At 74.7% G+C, this 17,658-nt stretch carries 15 protein-coding genes; 9 read left to right on the forward strand and 6 right to left on the reverse strand.

What is annotated here, in order from left to right; translation table 11 throughout:
• Positions 1–46 precede the first annotated feature (46 nt).
• Positions 47–1,531 carry an SDR family NAD(P)-dependent oxidoreductase gene (locus ACN9MM_RS33335; RefSeq protein WP_426367454.1) on the forward strand — a complete coding sequence of 495 codons (1,485 nt, stop codon included), beginning with the start codon at positions 47–49 and terminating at the stop codon, positions 1,529–1,531.
• Between the two features lie 298 nt (positions 1,532–1,829).
• A complete protein-coding gene (locus ACN9MM_RS33340) occupies positions 1,830–2,000 on the forward strand; it encodes a hypothetical protein (RefSeq protein ID WP_426367455.1) in 171 nt (56 codons plus the stop codon).
• Between the two features lie 58 nt (positions 2,001–2,058).
• Here the strand turns inward: ACN9MM_RS33340 and ACN9MM_RS33345 are convergent, their stop codons facing one another.
• Genes ACN9MM_RS33345 through ACN9MM_RS33355 form a run of 3 tightly spaced genes read right to left on the reverse strand, consistent with a single transcriptional unit; the run spans position 2,059 to position 4,926 of the window.
• Entirely contained in the window at positions 2,059–3,486 is a 1,428-nt protein-coding gene (locus tag ACN9MM_RS33345) for a lipase maturation factor family protein (RefSeq protein WP_426367456.1), read from the reverse strand.
• Positions 3,487–3,508: 22 nt separating this feature from the next.
• A complete protein-coding gene (locus ACN9MM_RS33350; RefSeq protein WP_426367458.1) occupies positions 3,509–4,060 on the reverse strand; it encodes a DUF1990 family protein in 552 nt (183 codons plus the stop codon).
• Positions 4,057–4,926, reverse strand: coding sequence for a YndJ family protein (locus ACN9MM_RS33355; RefSeq protein WP_426368889.1), 870 nt, complete (start codon positions 4,924–4,926; stop codon positions 4,057–4,059). Before ACN9MM_RS33355 ends, ACN9MM_RS33350 begins: the two co-directional genes overlap by 4 nt.
• 204 nt (positions 4,927–5,130) lie before the next feature.
• Here ACN9MM_RS33355 and ACN9MM_RS33360 point away from each other — a divergent pair, with 204 nt between their 5' ends.
• From ACN9MM_RS33360 to ACN9MM_RS33370, 3 genes are all read left to right on the forward strand, one after another.
• Positions 5,131–6,273: a DUF6777 domain-containing protein gene (locus ACN9MM_RS33360; RefSeq protein WP_426367459.1), complete on the forward strand. Its 1,143-nt coding sequence runs from the start codon at positions 5,131–5,133 to the stop codon at positions 6,271–6,273.
• Positions 6,274–6,322: 49 nt separating this feature from the next.
• A complete protein-coding gene (locus tag ACN9MM_RS33365; RefSeq protein WP_426367460.1) occupies positions 6,323–8,410 on the forward strand; it encodes a SpoIIE family protein phosphatase in 2,088 nt (695 codons plus the stop codon).
• Positions 8,411–8,528: 118 nt separating this feature from the next.
• A complete protein-coding gene (locus ACN9MM_RS33370; RefSeq protein ID WP_426367461.1) occupies positions 8,529–9,899 on the forward strand; it encodes a wax ester/triacylglycerol synthase family O-acyltransferase in 1,371 nt (456 codons plus the stop codon).
• On the opposite strand, the gene ACN9MM_RS33375 is transcribed toward ACN9MM_RS33370, so the two are convergent.
• The 3 genes from ACN9MM_RS33375 to ACN9MM_RS33385 all read right to left on the reverse strand — a co-directional run bounded on the left by ACN9MM_RS33375 (position 9,883) and on the right by ACN9MM_RS33385 (position 13,645).
• Positions 9,883–11,562, reverse strand: a complete 1,680-nt coding sequence (locus ACN9MM_RS33375) for an alpha/beta hydrolase (RefSeq protein ID WP_426367462.1) — start codon at positions 11,560–11,562, stop codon at positions 9,883–9,885. The genes ACN9MM_RS33370 and ACN9MM_RS33375 overlap by 17 nt on opposite strands.
• A gap of 107 nt (positions 11,563–11,669) precedes the next feature.
• Positions 11,670–12,974, reverse strand: a complete 1,305-nt coding sequence (locus tag ACN9MM_RS33380) for a sensor histidine kinase (RefSeq protein ID WP_426367463.1) — start codon at positions 12,972–12,974, stop codon at positions 11,670–11,672.
• Positions 12,971–13,645: a response regulator transcription factor gene (locus ACN9MM_RS33385; protein ID WP_426367464.1), complete on the reverse strand. Its 675-nt coding sequence runs from the start codon at positions 13,643–13,645 to the stop codon at positions 12,971–12,973. Before ACN9MM_RS33385 ends, ACN9MM_RS33380 begins: the two co-directional genes overlap by 4 nt.
• A gap of 61 nt (positions 13,646–13,706) precedes the next feature.
• On the opposite strand from ACN9MM_RS33385, the gene ACN9MM_RS33390 reads away from it, so the two are divergent.
• From ACN9MM_RS33390 to ACN9MM_RS33405, 4 genes are all read left to right on the forward strand, one after another.
• Entirely contained in the window at positions 13,707–14,579 is an 873-nt protein-coding gene (locus ACN9MM_RS33390; protein WP_426367465.1) for an Fpg/Nei family DNA glycosylase, read from the forward strand.
• Positions 14,580–14,626: 47 nt separating this feature from the next.
• The gene (locus tag ACN9MM_RS33395; protein ID WP_426367466.1) at positions 14,627–15,385 is read left to right on the forward strand and encodes a LytR/AlgR family response regulator transcription factor; all 759 of its coding nucleotides are present in this window, start codon (positions 14,627–14,629) and stop codon (positions 15,383–15,385) included.
• Positions 15,386–15,463: 78 nt separating this feature from the next.
• Entirely contained in the window at positions 15,464–15,850 is a 387-nt protein-coding gene (locus tag ACN9MM_RS33400) for a hypothetical protein (RefSeq protein WP_426367467.1), read from the forward strand.
• Between the two features lie 19 nt (positions 15,851–15,869).
• On the forward strand, positions 15,870–17,603 hold the full coding sequence (locus ACN9MM_RS33405) for a cation acetate symporter (protein WP_426367468.1): 1,734 nt from the start codon (positions 15,870–15,872) through the stop codon (positions 17,601–17,603).
• Positions 17,604–17,658: the final 55 nt, after the last annotated feature.

Below are 17,658 nucleotides of genomic sequence, written 5' to 3' on the forward strand. Positions count from 1 at the left end.
AAGCCCGCGAGCGGCGACGTACGAGCGAACGAGGAACCCGAAGGCCATGACGGTGACCGAAGAATTCCAGGACCACGGGCCGGGTATCGACCCCGAGCGCCTGGCCGTCTGCCTGAGCGTCCTCGACGAGCTCGACAAGATCGACGTCGACCACCCGGACGCGATCACCGTGCGGCGCGCCACCGCCGGGATCTACCGGACGGTGAAGCAGCGCCGCCGCCAGGAGCGCCGGGCCTCGAAGACCGCCAACGACAAGGCGGTCACCGAGGCCACGGCCACCGGCTCCGCGCAGCGCATCGACGACGAGACCGAGGGCCTGCTGCCCACCTCCGTCACCGAGGAGGGCCGGATCGCGGGGATACTCCAGCGTCCGCGCTCCTGCTACGTCTGCAAGACGCGGTTCGTCGAGGTCGACTACTTCTACCACCAGCTCTGCCAGCCGTGCGCGGCGCTGAACCGGGCCAAGCGCGAAGCCAGTGCGGACCTCTCCGGCAAGCGCGCGCTGCTCACCGGCGGCCGGGCGAAGATCGGCATGTACATCGCGCTGCGGCTGCTGCGCGACGGCGCCCACACCACCATCACCACCCGCTTCCCCAAGGACGCCATCCGCCGCTTCAAGGCGATGGAGGACTCCGCGGACTGGATGCACCGTCTGGAGGTCGTCGGCATCGACCTGCGCGACCCGGCCCAGGCCGTCGCGCTCGCCGACCAGATGACCGAGGCGGGCCCGCTCGACATCCTCATCAACAACGCGACGCAGACCGTGCGCCGGCTGCCCTCCGCGTACGCCGCGCTCGTCGAGGGCGAGAGCGCTCCGCTGCCCGCCGGCGAGCTGCCCGCCCACCACGTCATCGGCGCGTTCAACTCGGGCGCCGTCGGCGAGCTCGTGGGATCGTCCGAGCTTCCCGCCGGCGTGCGTGACCTGGAGGCGCAGCAGGTCGCGGACCTCGCCCTGGTCGCGGGCAACGCCAGCATCGCCCGTCACCTCGACGGCACCGCCATCGACGCGGGCGGCCTCGTGCCCGACGTCGTCGAGTCCAACACCTGGGTGCAGAGCATCGAGCAGATCTCCCCGGTGGAGCTGCTCGAGACCCAGCTGTGCAACTACACGGCGCCGTTCATCCTGATCAGCAAGCTGCGTCCGGTGATGGCCGAGGCGGCGAAGAAGGCCGCCAGCGGTCGCTCGTACGTCGTGAACGTCTCCGCGATGGAGGGCGTCTTCAGCCGCGGCTACAAGGGCGCCGGCCACCCGAACACCAACGCCGCGAAGGCCGCCATGAACATGGTGACGCGAACCAGCGGTGAGGAGATGTTCAAGACGGACGGCATCCTCATGACCTCGGTCGACACCGGCTGGATCACCGACGAGCGTCCGCACTTCGACAAGCTGCGTCTCGCCGAGGCCGGTTTCCACGCCCCGCTGGACCTCGTCGACGGCGCGGCCCGGGTGTACGACCCGGTCGTGCGCGGCGAGGCGGGCGAGGACCTGTACGGCTGCTTCCTGAAGGACTACGCCCCCGCGAACTGGTAGCCGTCCCCGAGGCCCCGCTACAGCGGGTCCCGCCGTTCAGGCAAGAGCGCCCCGTCGGCCCGATGGGGCGCTTTTTCGGCTCCGTTCACTCGATCGCATCACACTTTGGAGCCCGGTAGAGCGCAGGCGTGCTCATTTGGTTAATCTGAGGCACACGGTCGGCCACCGAGGAGCCACACATTCTTCACGGCCTTCCCTGGGACAGGCCTGCCACCAAGGCCGCGGTCCCGCCCTGAACGGCGCCACCGCGACCGAACCGGCACTTGTCCCACAGGTACGCGACACAAAGGAGTGCGCGGTGACAACCGAACTGACGAAGCAGGAACCGCGACCGGCCGAACGCAACGACCGGCCCCGCCGGAAGGGCGAGCTGGGCAGCCTCGACGTGTGGGCCCACGCGGCCCCGATCCGGCTCGCCGGCTACGAGGAGGACCTCGCGGAGCCCCACATCCTGCCCGGTATCGACTGATCCACCCGCTTCACCCCGGGTGCCCCCGGCCGTTCGCGGTCCGGGGGCACCGGTGCGTTCAGCGGGAGGTGTCCGTGGGTTCCCGCAGGCGGATCGGCGGCAGGTACTCCCGTACCAGCGTCCGGTGCCACCAGGCCCCGGTCGTCCGCAGCTCGTGCCAGGTCGTGTACCGGTAGCGGTAGAGCCGGGCGCGGACGAGGGCCGGGGGCGCGTCCGGGAACGGGTTGTGGGCGAGCAGCCGCAGGGTGTCCCGGTCGCCGTCGAGCAGCCGCTCCACGAAGGGCCCGAACCACTCGCGCGCGTATCCGGGGGAGAGCGCGGCGAACCACATCAGCCAGTCGAGCCGCAGGTGGTACGGGGCGAACTGGCGGGGCAGCCGGCGCGGATCGCCGGGCTTGCCCTTGAATCCGTACTCCCGCCACACCGTGCCCGGGTGCGGCACCGGGTCGTCGGTGCCCTCGACGACGATCTCGTCCCGGACCCGTCCCACGGTGCCGAAGGCGCCGTAGCTGTTGACCAGGTGGTACGGGTCGTACGAGCGGTTCATCGCCTGGTGCTTGGAGAGCAGGTTGCGCGCCGGGCGGTAGCTCCGTACCAGGACGAAGGCGGTCATCGCGACGACCACGACCACGTACCAGAGCGGCGGATCCGGCTGGGGGTGCTCGCCGACGACCGGGGAGGCGTCCACGACGGAGAGCGCGAGCACGATCGTGAGCCAGTTCAGCCAGGCGAAGTTGCCGGAGAGCACCAGCCACAGCTGGGTCGCCGCCATCAGTCCGGCCGCCACCGTGGCCACCGGCTGCGGGGCGAAGATCAGGAACGGGACGAACAGCTGGACGACATGGTTGGCGGCCACCTCCACCCGGTGCAGCGGGCGGGGCAGGTGGTGGAAGAACCAGCTCAGCGGGCCGGGCATCGGCTGGGTCTCGTGGTGGTGGTAAAGGCAGGTCAGGTTCCGCCAGCAGGGATCGCCGCGGATCTTGATGAGGCCGGCGCCGAACTCGACCCGGAAGAGCAGCCAGCGCAGCAGGAAGAGGACGAGGACGGGCGGGCCGGTGTCGTCGTTGCCGAGGAGGACGGCGAGGAGGCCGGTCTCCAGGAGCAGCGACTCCCAGCCGAAGGAGTACCAGGTCTGGCCCACGTTCACGATCGACAGGTACAGCCCCCACAGCACCAGCCAGAGCAGCATCGAGACCGGCAGCGGCACCGCGTCCCCGGCGCCCGCGACGAGCGCGAGCGCGAGGGCGGCGCCGGACCAGGAGACGGTCGCGAAGAGGCGGTCGGAGTAGCGCCAGTGGAAGAGCGAGGGGGTGTCGCGCGGGCGGGTGCGGCGCACGTACTCCGGTACGGGGAGCATGCCGCGCTCCCCGATCAGCGCCCGGAACTGCAGGGCTGCCGAAAGGAACGCCACGCAGTACAGCCCGGCGAGGCCCCGCTGGAAGACGATCCGGCCCAGCCACTGGTCGGGCGCCGTGAACCACTCCATCGTTACCAGTATCGGCCCGGGATCACGTCCTGACGAGGCGCCCGAGCGTCCGGCCGAGACGGCGCGCGTACGCGTGCTGGAGCCGGGGGACCAGTGGCCCGGCGAGCCGGGTGTACCAGGTGGCGGGGCGGCTGAAGGCGGTGACCGTGAAGCGGACCGTGCCGTCCGGTTCGAGCTCGACCACGAAGGACTCCTCGCCGCACTCCGCGTGCCCGGTCAGGGTGCCGTAGGCGAAGCCGACGCGCTCCTTCTCGTACGCCGTCCAGATCACCGCGCAGGGGACGCCCAGCCGCAGCGGTCCCGCGCCCAGCGCCACCTCCAGCTGGACGCCCGGCCAGGCGCGCCCGGCGTCGGCTCGGACGCGCGCCCCGGAGCTGCGGTGCATCCGCCAGGTGGTGACGGCCGCCCCCGCGGCCTCGAACGCGGCCCTGCCGTGGCCGACGACCGTGCTGTGGCGCAGGTGGTGGTAGCCCGTGGGGAGCGCGTCCGGGGTGCGGGTGGCGCCGACCTCGCGGTAGGTGAGGCCCGGGCGGCGGCGGGCGGGGCGGGAGAGGGTGTGCGTGAGGCGGGTCATGCCGGAAGCTCCGTTCGCGGGCGGTGCGGGAGGGACGGGGACGGGCGGTCCGCCCTGAGGCGGTGCCGGGCGAGGAGTGCGCAGACGGCGAAGCCGAGGGCGTTGCCCAGGCCGTGCGTGGCGGCCGTCCAGGTCAGGGAGAGGTGCGGAAGTCCGGTCGCCTCGCCCAGTGCCCAGCTGAGCGCGAGCAGCATGGTGACGACGAGGACCAGGGCCGAGACGGCGAGGAGGCCGCGGGTGAGCGGGTCGGTGGCGAGCTCGCGGCGCTCGCGCAGGGTCAGCACGGCGACCGCGGCCATGCCGGCCGTGAGGACGACGGCCCCCGCGAGCTCGGCCCAGTCGTCGACGAAGTAGCCGAGCAGGACGAGGAGGGTGCCGGCGGGGACGCTGAGCGCGGCGAGGCGGGCGGCGGGACCGTCCGAGGCGCGGCTGACGAGTCCGGCGACCAGGGCGGCGGCGAAGCCGGCGAAGTGGAAGTGCGGGACGGTCAGGGCGAGGAGGTCCAGGTCGAAGCCGAACAGCGGGTACGAGGCCCGCTCGGCGACGAGCGCCAGGCCGGCGACGGACGGCGCGACCAGAGCGGAGAGGACGGCGATCTCGCTCGGCCGGACCGAGCGGGTCAGCATCAGCCGCGCCGGGGCCTGGAGCGCGAGCGCCAGGGTGGCGAGGGCGTAGGCGCCGGCGAGCACGGTCGCCGCGCCGGAGCGGGGCAGCCAGAGGGCGAGGGCGCCGGGGACGGCGAGCAGGGGCCAGGCGCGCCGGAGCGCGTCCCACCCCGGTGGCCGGGGACCGTCGAGGAGCGCGAGCCCCGTCGGCACGACCCAGAACATGCCGATCATCACGACCGAACTCACCAGGACCGACAGCACGGTCATACGCCACCACCCCCACTTGAACGTGTTCAACCAGCGAGCCGAGCGTAGGCCCTTTCTTGAACGCGTTCAAGTCTCCGTCCGGGCCGACCCGGTCGGCCGCTCTCCGCTTGCGCCGCCTCACGCACTGCGACACACATGAGGGACTGGCCGCAGCCGGGCGCCGGGCCCGGAGGACCGAGAAGTCGGGAGAACCAGGTGCGCTCAACCCTCCGCCGGACGCGGCGAACCGGCCTCGCCGCCGCGGGGCTCGTCCCCGCCCTGCTGCTCGCGGGCTGCTCCACCGCCTGGGAGGGCGCGGGGGGCGAACCGGCCGCGGCCCCCGTCCAGGACGTCCTCCTCCAGCCGCTCGGCGCCCACGGCCCCGACCCCTTCACCGCCTCCACCGTCCGGAACACCGCACCGCCCGCCGCCCAGGACCGGGGGCCGGACGACGGCCCCTCACCGGCCCACGAGGTCACCGGCTCCACCCCCGGCCTCTACGGGGGCACGCGCGCCGTCGGCAGCTGCGACGTCGAACGGCAGGTCGCGCTCCTCGCCGCCGACCGCACCAAGGCGCGCGCCTTCGCCGAGGCCGCCGGCATCCCCGAAGCCGGCGTCGCCGACTGGCTGCGCGGGCTCACCCCGGTGGCCCTGCGCGCCGACACCCGCGTCACCAGCCACGGCTACCGCGAGGGCCGGGCGAGCGCCTACCAGGCCGTCCTGCAGACCGGCACCTCGGTCCTCGTCGACCAGTACGGCTCCCCGCGCGTCCGCTGCGCCTGCGGCAACCCGCTCCGCAGCCCCGCCGCCGACCCCGGCGGCATCCACCAGGGCGAACCCTGGGACGGCTTCGACCCCGACCGGGTGATCGTCGTCCGGCCCACCACCACCGTCGTCGGCAGCCTGGTCATCGTGAACACCACCGACAGCACCTGGATCGAGCGGCGGACCGGCAGCGACGGGGACGAGGACCGGGAGCCCGCCGTGGCGCCGGCCTGCGACCCGGACACCTGCGCCCTCACCGGTTCCGGAACGCCCGACCCCGGCGGCCCCGACTCCCCGGCCCCCGTGCCGCCGGCGCCCACCTCCCCGGACCCCGCCCGGCCCGCACCCACGACCCCGCGCCCCGACGCCCCCGACCCGTCCGGGACCGGCGGCACGGGCACCGATCCGTCGGCACCCACCCCGCCGGCCCCCGATCCGTACACGGAGCCGGCCCCCGACCCGTACACCGATCCCTTCCCCGACCCCTTCGCGGAGCCCGTCGAGCCGCCCGCCGACCCGGACGGGCAGCAGCCGCCCGACGAGCTCTTCCCGGCCGGGGCGGTCCCCGACCAGCCGGAGACCTTCCAGGGGTGAAACGGATCTTCCTGGTGCGCACGGGCGGGGCTGCGCCTAGCGTGGCCCCATGACTGCGGGCAACGGGGGCGGGGAGGCGAGCGCACGGCCGCGCCGTGCGCCGGAGGGGCCGGGGGCCGCGACACGGATCCTGGCCGACTACGGCTCCGCCTTCCGGATGGGCGGCTTCGACTGGGACCTCGTCGCGGGGACCATGTCCATGGACGCCGCCGCCCTCGACGTCTTCGACATGGACCCCGGCGAGTACGACGGCAGACCCGAGAGCCTGGGCCCCCGGGTGCTGCCGGACGAGGGACGCCAGCTCGACACCCTCGTGGCCCAGGCCCTCAAGGACGGCAGCGAGCAGTACGGCGCGTACTTCCGCATCCGCCGCAGGGACGGCAGCCACCAGTGGACCCACACCCAGGGCATGGTCCACCGGGACGACAGCGGCCGGCCCGTCCGCATCGTCGGCATCCTGCGCGACGCCACCCACGAACTCAGCGAGTCCGCCGCCCGGCTCGGCCTCGACGAGGGGCGCCGGCGGCGCGCCGGCGTCGTCGAGGGCACCACGGCGGCCCTCGCCTACGCCCGGACCGTGCAGGACGTCATCGACCTGCTCAACGACTCGCACGCGCTCGAACACTTCGGTGCCGCCAGTCTCGTGATGGGCCTCCTGGACGCCGGCCGGATCCAGCTGGTCGCCGAGGGACCGGAAGGCGCGTTCGTGCCGGGCACCCGGTTCACCCGGGTGGATGAGCCGTACCCGATGAGCGAGGTCATCCGCACCCTGCGCCCCCGGTTCATCGACTCGCCCCGGGACTTCGCCGAGTCCTTCCCGGTGCTCTGGCCGCACATCAGCGGTCTCGGCATCACCGCCGCCGCCTACCTCCCGCTCATCGCCCAGGCCCGGCCCATCGGCGCGCTCGGGCTGCTCTACAGCGACAAGAGCGGATTCAGCGAGGACGAGCGGACCCTGCTCGTCGCCCTCGGCAGCAGCATCGCCCAGAGCCTCCAGCGGGCCATGCTCTACGAACAGGAGCACGACCTCGCCGAAGGGCTCCAGCAGGCCATGCTGCCCCGCCGGATCCCCGAGGTGCCCGGCGCCCAGACGGCCGTCCGCTACCGCTCCGCCCGCCTCGGCCGGGACATCGGCGGCGACTGGTACGACGTCATCGCGCTGCCCGGCGGGCGGGTCGGCGCCGTCATCGGCGACGTGCAGGGCCACGACACCCACGCGGCGGCCGTCATGGGCCAGCTGCGGATCGTGCTGCGCGCCTACGCCGCCGAGGGGCACCCGCCGGCCACGGTCATGGCCCGGGCCTCGGTGTTCCTCCACGAGCTCGACACCGAACGCTTCGCCACCTGCACCTACGCGGAGGTCGACCTCGCCACCGGGGTCGTCCAGGTGGTGCGCGCCGGTCACGTCGACCCGCTGATCAGGGAGGTCGACGGACGCTGCCGGAGACTTCCGGTCGAAGGAGGCCTGCCGCTGGGGCTCTCGGCGGAGTTCGGCCGCCTCGACTATCCCGTGACCACCCTGGAGCTGGACCCCGGCCAGACGCTGATGCTCTACACCGACGGCCTCGTGGAGAAGCCCGGAGCCGACCTCGACGAGGGACTCCAGTGGCTCTCCTCGCTCGTCCGGCGCGGCCCCGCCGACCTCCAGCAGCTCGCCGACCACCTGTGCGACGTGGTCGCCGACCGGGGCGGCGAGGACGACGTCGCGATCCTGCTGCTGCGCCGCCACGGCACCTACCACCCGCAGGGCACCGGCCGCTTCCAGCAGCACGTGGCGCAGAACGACCCGGAGGCGCTGAGCTCGGCCCGGCACATGATCCGGGCCGCCGTCCGGGCCTGGGGCGCGGGAGAGCGCGCGGACGAGATCGAACTCGTCGCGGACGAACTGATGACCAACGCCCTGATGCACACCGACGGCGGGGCGATCGTGACCCTGCGGATGCTGACCGGACCCCCGCGGCGGCTCAGGGTCGAGGTGGAGGACCGGTCCAGCGCCCTGCCCCGGCGCCGCGAGGCCGGGGAGGCGGGCGTGTCCGGGCGGGGGCTGCTCCTGGTCGACGGGCTCTCCGACGCGTGGGGCGTGGAATCACGCGGCGGCGGCAAGTGTGTGTGGTGCGAGTTCACCGTGGAGCGTTGAACTTGTTAACTGAGCGTGAACTGATCGTACTTGACCGTAACTGACGGTACGCGATTGACTTCCCCCACCCGCCTCTCCGCGGAGGCCACCGCAGGACACCGCAGGACAAGAGGACACCGTGAGCAGCGAGCTACTGGCACCCCTGGACCTGGCCTTCTGGCACCTGGAATCCACCGAGCACCCCCTGCACCTCGGGGCCCTCGCCCACTTCGGCCCCCCGCCACCCACCACCCGGCAGCAGCCCCCCGACGTCCTGGAACTGCTCGCCCGCCGCGCCGCCGCCGTCCCCCGGCTCCGGATGCGCGTCCGCGACGTCCTGTTCCCCGTCGGCGGCGCCGCGTGGACCGCCGACCCCGACTTCGACGTCCGCCGGCACGTCCGCGAGATCGCCCTCCCCGGCACCGACTTCCCCGCCGAGACCGCCCGGCTCGCCGCCGAACTCATGGAGCGGCCCGTCGCCCGTGGCCTCCCGCCCTGGGAGATGTACCTGCTCAGCGGCGCCCCCGACGGCTCCTTCGCCGTCCTCGTCAAACTCCACCACGCCCTCGCCGACGGCATGCGCGCCGTCGCCATCGGCGCCGGGATCTTCGACGAGATCGCCGCGGGCCGCCGCCCCGCGGGCCGCGCCCGCCCCGTCCCCCCGCGCTCCTGGCTCCCCGGCCCGGGCCGCCTCCTCGGCATCGCCCGCGACCGCCTCGGCGACCTCGGCCGGGCCGTCGAGGTCGGCGCCTCGGTCGTCGGCTCCTCCGTCGCCCGCGCCGGACGCCTCGACGCGCGCCCCGCCACCCCGCTCGCCGCCGACTCCAGCGGCACCCGCCGGATCGCCACCGCCACCCTGCCCCTCGACCGCGTCCACCGCATCCGCCGCACCACCGGCGGCACCGCCAACGACGTCCTCCTCGCCCTCGTCGCCGGCGCCCTGCGCCGCTGGTTCGACAGCCGCGGCATGCCACTCCCGGGCGCCGACCCCCGCGCCCTCGTCCCCGTCTCCCGCCGCCGCCCCGGCGCCCCCGCCGGACCCGGGAACAGCCTCTCCGGCTACCTCCTCGACCTGCCGGTCACCGAACCCGACCCGGCCGCCCGGCTCGCCGCCGTCCGGACCGCCATGGACCGCAACAAGGCCGCCGGACCCTTCCGCGGAGCGGGCGCCGTCGCCCTCCTCGCCGACCAGCTGCACCCGCTCGCCCACCGCTTCGGCGCCCCCCTCGCCGCAGGCGCCGCCCGGCTCCTCTTCGACGTCCTGGTCACCCAGGTGCCGCTGCCCCGCTCCGCGCTCTCCCTCGGCGGCGCCCCGCTGGACGCGCTCTTCCCGATGGCCCCGCTCGCCCGCGGCCAGTCCCTCGCCGTCGCCATGTCCCCGTACGGCGGCCGGGTCCACATCGGCCTCGTCGCCGACGGCGCGGCCGTCCCCGACGTCGACGCCCTGGCCGCCGCCCTCACCGCCGAACTCGACCTGCTCGACCCGCCGGACGCTACGGCGCGCACGTAGCGCCGGGGCGGACCCGCGTCAGCGAGACGAGGTACGCCTCGACCTTCTCGTCGACACAGGCGTCGCGGCCGTACCCGGTGTGGCCGGGGGCCTCGAAGGACAGCAGCATGCCGCCGGGGAACTGGCGTGCCAGGCTCACCGCCTCGGCGTACGGCGTGGCCGGGTCGCCCGTGGTGCCCACGACGAGGACCGGCGGGACGCCCGGCGCGCTCACCCGGTGCGGCCGCTGCGTCCCGGCCGGCCAGTCCTCACAGACCAGCTCGCTCGTCACCCCGGAGGTGCCGTAGAGACCCGCGGCCGTGTGGGCGGGGGCAAGGGCGTCCCAGTAGGCCCGCGCGTCACGCGGGTGGGGGACGTCGAGACAGTTGACCGCGATCAGGGCCGCCTCGCCGTTGTCCTCGGGCACGTCGTCCGAGGGCCCCTCGGCGGTGTCGGTCTCCGTGTCCGGGGTCTCGTCCCCGTCCGCTGCCAGGGCCGCCAGCTTCGTGCCGTCCCCCTCGTCCGCCGCCCGCAGCGCCTCGGAGAGCCGCTCCCACTGCGCCTCCGGGGTGTACATGGACAGGCTGAGCGCGTCGACCAGGCCCGCCGTGCCGACACCGTCCTCGGAGCCGTCGACCGGCAGCGGATCGCGCCGCGTCCGGTCGAGGAGCCGGTCGATCAGCTCCCGTATCTCCCCGGGCGACGAGCCGGGGCAGCCCTCGCCGACCACGTCCGCGCAGGAGTCGGCGTACTCCTCGACCGCGTCCCGGAAACCTGCCGACTGGCCGAGCGCGCGCTGCCGCCAGTCCAGCGACGGGTCGACGGCCCCGTCCAGGACCATCGCCCGTACGCGGCGGGGGAACTGCTCGGCGTACGAGGTGCCCAGGCTCGTGCCGTACGACCAGCCGACGTAGGTCAGCCGGCGCTCGCCGAGGGCCGCCCGCAGCACGTCCAGGTCCCGGGCGGCGTCGACCGTCCCCACGTGCGGCAGCAGCGGACCGCTGGCCTTCCGGCACGCGGCGGCCTGCGCCCGCGCGCCGGCGAGGGCCTCGGCGCGCGCGGCCGTCGTGCGGGGGTAGAGGGGTGCCTCGTCCGCGGGCTCCGCGGGGTCCTCTTCGGCTTCGGTGTCGTCCTTGGCCACGGTGTCGTCCTCGGCTTCGGTGTCGTCCTCGGCCACGGTGTCGTCCTCGGCTTCGGTGTCGTCATCGGTGAGGCACGTCAGGGCCGGCTCGCTCCGGCCGACACCGCGCGGGTCGAAGGACACGACGTCGAACCGGTCCCGCACGCCCTTGCCGAGCTCGTCGGCGACGCCGTCCTCGACGAGCTTCGCACCGGGCTCGCCCGGGCCGCCGGGGTTGAGGACGAGCGAGCCGACCCGCTTCCCCGGGACGGCGGTCGCCGCCCGAGCCACCGGCAGCACGAAGGTCCGGCCGTCCTCGGGGCGCGCGTAGTCCATCGGCACGGTGAGCGAGGCGCACCGGACGTCTCCGCAGGGCCGCCAGACGAGCTTCTGGCCGTAGAAGCGCCTCAGGTCCGGGCGGGCCGCCGGGTCGGCGGGGGCGGCCGAGGCGCGCGGCCGGTCCCCGTCCCCGGCGGGCCCGGCCGTGCAGGCTGCCAGGGAGGTGCTGCCGAGGAGGGCGAGGGCGAGGACGAGGGCCCGGCGGCGGGCGGTGGTGCGCAACACGAGGAACTCCCCTGGGTGATCGGTCCACGGAAGGGTCGCGCAACGATGCTGAGGTTTTGCTGAGGACGCCTGCCCGGGGGAGGGAGCCTTCGCGGCCGGCCCCTCGGTCAGCCCGTCGTCGGAAGCCGCAGGACGAACCGTGCCCCACCGGCCGCGGACCGCTCCGCCGTCAGGCTGCCGCCGTGGGCGTGGGCGACCCAGGAGGCGATGGACAGACCGAGTCCGGTGGACCCCGATCCGCTGCGGAACCGCTCGAACAGGGCGCCCGCCACCTCCGGAGGCAGGCCGGGACCCGCGTCCTCGACCGTCAGCGTGCCGTCCCCGCCCACCGTGACCAGCACGTCCGCCGGTACGCCCGGCGCGTGGCCGTGCGTGAGGGCGTTGTCGAGGAGATTGCCGACGGCCCGGCGCACGAGATCGGGATCGGCGACCACGATCGCCGCCACGGTCTCGACCCGGACGCGATGGCCCGCCGCGGGAGCCTCCTCCACGACCGCCTCCACCAACTGGTCCAGACGCAGCGGCTGCCGTGCCACCGCCGCCGTACCCGACATGAGACGGGCCCGGGTGAGCAGCCCGTCGACGAGCCGGCCCATCCCCTCCGCGAGGCGCAGCGTGCGCCGGTGCACGTCCGCGCCGTCCGTCTCGCCGCGCAGCGCCGTCTCGGCGAGCGTCCGGAGCGAGGCGGCCGGGGTCCGCAGATCGTGCGCGGCGTCCGCGAGGAACGCCTCCTGCCGGTCGAGCGCGGCGAGCGCGGGCCGGACCGCCCGCCCCGACAGGACGTGGCCGACGGCCGCCGACAGCAGGACGAGCACCGCGCAGCCGACCGTCACCCGCCACACCAGCCGCCGGTGGGCGTCCCGCTGGGCGCTCGCGTCGGACACGGTCACGAGCACGCCCTGCGGCGCCGCGTCGTCCGCGGCCTCCGGCGCGTAGAAGGGCTGCGCGAACACGCGCACCGGATCGCCGCCCGTCGTCCGCCCGTCGAGGGCCCGTACGCCGTCGGCACGCACCGCCGCACGGCCCGCCTCCAGGACCACGCCCCGGTCCACGGCCAGACACGGCTTCGTCGGCGCGTGCTCGACCGTCAGCGCGCCCTTGTCGTCCCCGTCCACGAGGAGCACGGTCAGCGGCGGGCACGCGGTGTCCACCGAGTCCGCCAGGACGTCCAGGACGAGCCGCCCGTGCTCGTCGGTCTCCAGGAGCCCGAGCGCCCAGCTGGTGTCGGCGTCCATCGTGTGGTCGAGCTGCTCCCGCCACCGGCCGCTGTCGCCGCGCACGGCGAGCACGGCCATCACGATCAGCCCCACGGCGCTGGTCAGCGCGAACAGCAGGCTGATCCGCCGGCGCAGCCGCAGCACCCGGGCCGCCGGCGTGAGCGCCCCCGCCCCGCCCGGGCGCACGCGCCTCACCGCGCGCCCTCGGGCGGCGCGAGCCGGTAGCCGACCCCGCGCACGGTGTGGATCAGCGGCGGGTCCCCGAGCTTGCGGCGCAGCTGGGAGACGAGCACCTCCAGGACGTTCGACTGCGGTTCGGCCATCTCGTCCCAGCAGCTCTCGATCAGCTCGGCGCGGGACACCGCCTGGTCGGAGCGGGCCGCGAGGACCTCAAGGACGGCGAACTCCCTGCCGGTGAGCGTGAGCAGCACCCCGGCGCGGCGGACGTGCCGGCGGGCGGTGTCGATCTCCAGGTCGCCGACGCGGTGCACCGGCGGGCGTACGACAGCGGACCGGCGGCAGAGGCTGCGCACCCGGGCGACCAGCTCGGGCACGGCGAACGGCTTGACGAGGTAGTCGTCCCCGCCGCTCGCGAAGCCCTCCACCCGGTCCGCCACCGAGTCGCGCGCGGTCAGGAACAGCACGGGCACCCCGCGGCCTGCGCGCCGCAGCCCGTCCACGAAGGCGGCGGCGTCCCCGGACGGCAGCATCCGGTCGAAGACCGCACAGTCGTACGCGGTGACGAACAGCGCCTCGTCGGCCCGGGGCAGATCGGCGGCCTCGTCCACGGCGAGCCCGGCGGCCCGCAGAGCGGCGGCCACCCCGAACCGGAGGTCTTCGTCGTCCTCGACGAGCAGTACGCGCACGTCGGACACCCTAAGGGCTCTCCGGCGAGCGCCCCGATCCCCTCTGCGGCAGGGTGGAGCCATGCCCGAACTCCCCGAGGTGGAAGCGCTCCGCTCGTTCCTCGACGCGCACCTGGTGGGCAAGGAGATCGCCCGCGTCCTGCCCGTCGCGATCAGCGTCCTCAAGACGTACGACCCGCCCCTGAGCGCCGTGGAGGGCGCCGAGGTCACCGCGGTCGGCAGGCACGGGAAGTTCCTCGACCTCACCACCACCGGCACCGCGGGAGAGCTCCACCTCCTGATCCACCTGGCGCGCGCGGGCTGGCTCCGCTGGCTGGACCCCCTGCCCTCCGGCCCGCCGAAGCCCGGCAGGGGCCCGCTGGCGCTGCGCACCGCCCTCACCGGCGGCGACGGCTTCGACCTCACCGAGGCGGGCACCACCAAGCGCCTCGCCGTCCACCTGGTCCACGACCCGCAGGAGGTCCCGGGTGTGGCCCGCCTCGGCCCCGACCCGCTCGCCGAGGACTTCGGGCCCGCGGAGTTCGCCGCCCTGCTCGCGGGAGAGCGCCGCCAGATCAAGGGCGCCCTGCGCGACCAGAGCCTCCTCGCCGGCATCGGGAACGCCTACAGCGACGAGATCCTGCACGCCGCGAGGATGTCCCCGTTCAAACCCACCCAGAACCTCACCCCGGAGGAGACCACCGCCCTGTACACGGCGATGCGCAGCACCCTCGGCGAGGCCGTCGAACGCTCCCACGGCCTCGCCGCGGGCAGGCTCAAGGCCGAGAAGAAGAGCGGCCTGCGCGTCCACGGCCGGGCCGGCGAACCGTGCCCGGTCTGCGGCGACACCGTCCGCGAGGTCTCCTTCAGCGACTCCGCCCTCCAGTACTGTCCGACGTGCCAGACCGGGGGGAAGGTCCTCGCCGACCGCCGCCTGTCGAAACTCCTCAAATAGAGCCCCCGGCTCCCTCCAGGGGATTCCCGGCTCCTAGACTCCCGCGCATGCTGCGCGTACTGGCCGTCGACGACGAGGAGCCCGCCCTCGGCGAGCTGCTCTACCTGTTGCGCGCCGACCCCCGGGTGCGGACCGCCGAGGGCGCCGGGGACGCCACCGCGGCCCTGCGCAGGATCGGGCGCGCCCTGGAGGCCGGTCCCGACGGCGACGAGGCCGTCGACGTCGTCTTCCTCGACATCCACATGCCCGGCCTCACCGGACTCGAACTGGCCCGGCTGCTCGCCGGTTTCGCCCGGCCCCCGCACATCGTCTTCGTCACCGCCCACGAGGGCTTCGCCCTCCAGGCCTTCGACCTCAAGGCGGTCGACTACGTCCTCAAGCCGGTCCGCCGCGAGCGGCTCGCCGAGGCCGTGCGCCGCGTCCACGCTCTCGTCCACGCCACCGCCGCGCCCGCCGTACTCACCGCGGCCGTCCCCGAGCAGGTCCCCGTCGAACTCGGCGGCGTCACCCGCTTCGTGCCCGTCGACGAGATCGCCTACGTCGAGGCCCACGGCGACTACGCCCGCCTCCACACCGACCAGGGCAGCCACCTCGTCCGCATCCCGATCTCCACCCTGGAGGAGCGGTGGGCCGACCGGGGCTTCGTCCGCATCCACCGCAGCCACCTCGTGGCCCTCGCCCGCATCGACGAACTCCGGCTGGACGGCGGCGCCACCTCCGTCCGGCTCGGCGACACCGACCTGGCCGTGAGCCGCCGCCACGCCCGCCACCTGCGGGACCTCCTGATGCGCCGGGCCGGCGGCTGAGCCGCGTACCCCTACCGGGGCCGCACCCCCTCTGCGTACACTCCACGCTCCAGGGAGCCAGTCAGAGAGCGGACGCAGATGCCGGAGCACCACCCCCCGCGCAGGCCCCGGCGCGAGACCGTCACCTACGCCTCCGCCCACGGTCCGGGAGCCGTGCCCGCACCCTCCGGGCGCCGCCCGGCCCACCCGCCGGCCCGGTCCGAGATCGACGAGCAGACCACCCTCGGCCACACCTACGTGCGTTCCCTGATGCGCAGTCAGCTCCGTGCCGCCCTCACCGCCCTCGGGGCCCTGGCCCTGCTCGTCGGCTCGCTGCCGCTGCTGCTCGCGCTGCCCGCGCCCGAGGCGCTCGTGTGGGCCGCCCTCGGCTTCGGCGTGTACCCGGTCGTCTGGGCCATCGCCCACTGGTACGTCCGCCGGGCCGAGCGCAACGAGCGCGACTTCACCGGCCTCGTGGAGCGGTGAGAACGGTGAACACGCCCGCATGAACCAGGCCTACGCGGTCGCCGCCGTCACCGCCGTCGTCCTCGCCACCGTCCTCATCGGCGCCCTCGGCCTGCGGATCTCCCGCACCACCTCCGACTTCTACGTCGCCTCGCGGACCGTCCGGCCGGGCCTCAACGCCGCGGCCATCAGCGGCGAGTACCTCTCCGCCGCCTCCTTCCTCGGCATCGCCGGACTCGTCCTCGTCCAGGGCCCCGCCATGCTCTGGTACCCGGTCGGCTACACCGCCGGACACCTCGTCCTGCTCGTCCTCGTCGCCGCCCCGCTGCGCCGCTCGGGGGCGTACACCCTCTCCGACTTCGCCGAGGCCCGCCTCGAATCCCCGCAGGTCCGGCGGCTCGCCAGCCTCTTCGTCGTCGGCATCGGCTGGCTGTACCTGCTGCCGCAGCTCCAGGGCGCCGGGCTCACCCTGGAGATCCTCACCGGCGCCCCCGACTGGGTCGGCGGGCTGCTCGTCGCCCTCGTCGTCACCGGCACCGTCGCCGCGGGCGGCATGCGCAGCATCACGTTCGTCCAGGCCTTCCAGTACTGGCTGAAGCTCACCGCCCTGCTCGTCCCCGCCCTGTTCCTGCTCGCCGCCTGGTACGGGGACGGTGCGCCCCGGGCCCGTTTCGACGCCCCCGCCGTGCTGCGCGGCCACACCGTCGTGAAGGTCGCCGACACGGTACGGATCGGGCTCGACGACCCGCTCACGGTCACCGTCACCGGCGGCGTGGACTCCGTCGCGTACACCGGCCGGACGGTGACGCTCGCCCCCGGCACCCACCACGTCCTGGCCGGCACCACGCTCTCCTTCGCGCAGGGGAGCCCACTGCCCGAGCGGGCCGCCAGCGGCTCCGACCCCCTCGGCTGGTCCCAGCCGCTGGCCGGCGGCCGCGACGGGCACCAGCTGTACGCCACGTACGGACTGATCCTCGCGACCTTCCTCGGCACCATGGGCCTGCCGCACGTCGCCGTCCGCTTCTACACCAGCCCGCACGGCCGCGCCGCCCGCCGCACCACCCTCGTCGTCCTCGGACTCGTCGGCGCGTTCTACCTGCTGCCACCCCTGTACGGAGCCCTCGGGCGGATCTACGCCCCCGAACTCGCCCTCACCGGCTCCGCCGACGCCGCCGTCCTCGTCCTGCCCGAGCGGATCCTCGGCGGACTCCTCGGCGACCTCCTCGGGGCGCTCCTCGCCGGCGGCGCCTTCGCCGCCTTCCTCTCCACCGCCTCCGGGCTCACCATGTCCGTCGCCGGGGTCCTCACCCAGGACGTGCTGCCCTCCCGGGGCGTCCGGCACTTCCGCCTCGCGACGCTGCTCGCCACAGCGGTCCCGCTGGGCGTCGGGGTCGTCGCCTCCAAGGTGCCGGTCGCCGACGCCGTGGGCCTCGCCTTCGCGGTGTCCGCCTCGTCCTTCTGCCCGCTGCTCGTCCTCGGCATCTGGTGGCGGCGGCTCACCCCGCCCGGCGCCATGGCCGGCCTCCTGCTCGGCGGGGGCTCCGCCCTCGCCGCCGTGATGGCGACCCGGGCCGGAGCCGCCCCCGGGGGCTGGCCGCACACCCTGATGGCCTGGCCCGCCGTCTGGTCGGTGCCCCTGGGGTTCCTGACGATGGTGCTCGTCTCGCTCGCCACCCCCCGCCGGATCCCGCGCGGTACCCCCGCCCTCCTCGCCCGGCTCCACCTCCCGGAGGAGATCACCGGCACCGTCCCCGCCCAGGAGGCCCGCCGATGAGTGCGCGGGAGGAGCTTTCGCCGAGCACCCAGGAGGCCCGCTCGTGAGTACCCGG

This window comes from Streptomyces sp. E-08 (assembly GCF_049913095.1).
Lineage (GTDB): Bacteria > Actinomycetota > Actinomycetes > Streptomycetales > Streptomycetaceae > Streptomyces.

Coding starts and splice junctions, on each gene's coding strand:
- ACN9MM_RS33335 (WP_426367454.1), top strand. CDS start 47: ATGACGGTGACCGAAGAATTCCAGGACCACGGGCCGGGTATCGACCCC.
- ACN9MM_RS33345 (WP_426367456.1), bottom strand. CDS start 3,486: ATGGAGTGGTTCACGGCGCCCGACCAGTGGCTGGGCCGGATCGTCTTC.
- ACN9MM_RS33350 (WP_426367458.1), bottom strand. CDS start 4,060: ATGACCCGCCTCACGCACACCCTCTCCCGCCCCGCCCGCCGCCGCCCG.
- ACN9MM_RS33365 (WP_426367460.1), top strand. CDS start 6,323: ATGACTGCGGGCAACGGGGGCGGGGAGGCGAGCGCACGGCCGCGCCGT.
- ACN9MM_RS33390 (WP_426367465.1), top strand. CDS start 13,707: ATGCCCGAACTCCCCGAGGTGGAAGCGCTCCGCTCGTTCCTCGACGCG.
- ACN9MM_RS33395 (WP_426367466.1), top strand. CDS start 14,627: ATGCTGCGCGTACTGGCCGTCGACGACGAGGAGCCCGCCCTCGGCGAG.
- ACN9MM_RS33400 (WP_426367467.1), top strand. CDS start 15,464: ATGCCGGAGCACCACCCCCCGCGCAGGCCCCGGCGCGAGACCGTCACC.
- ACN9MM_RS33405 (WP_426367468.1), top strand. CDS start 15,870: ATGAACCAGGCCTACGCGGTCGCCGCCGTCACCGCCGTCGTCCTCGCC.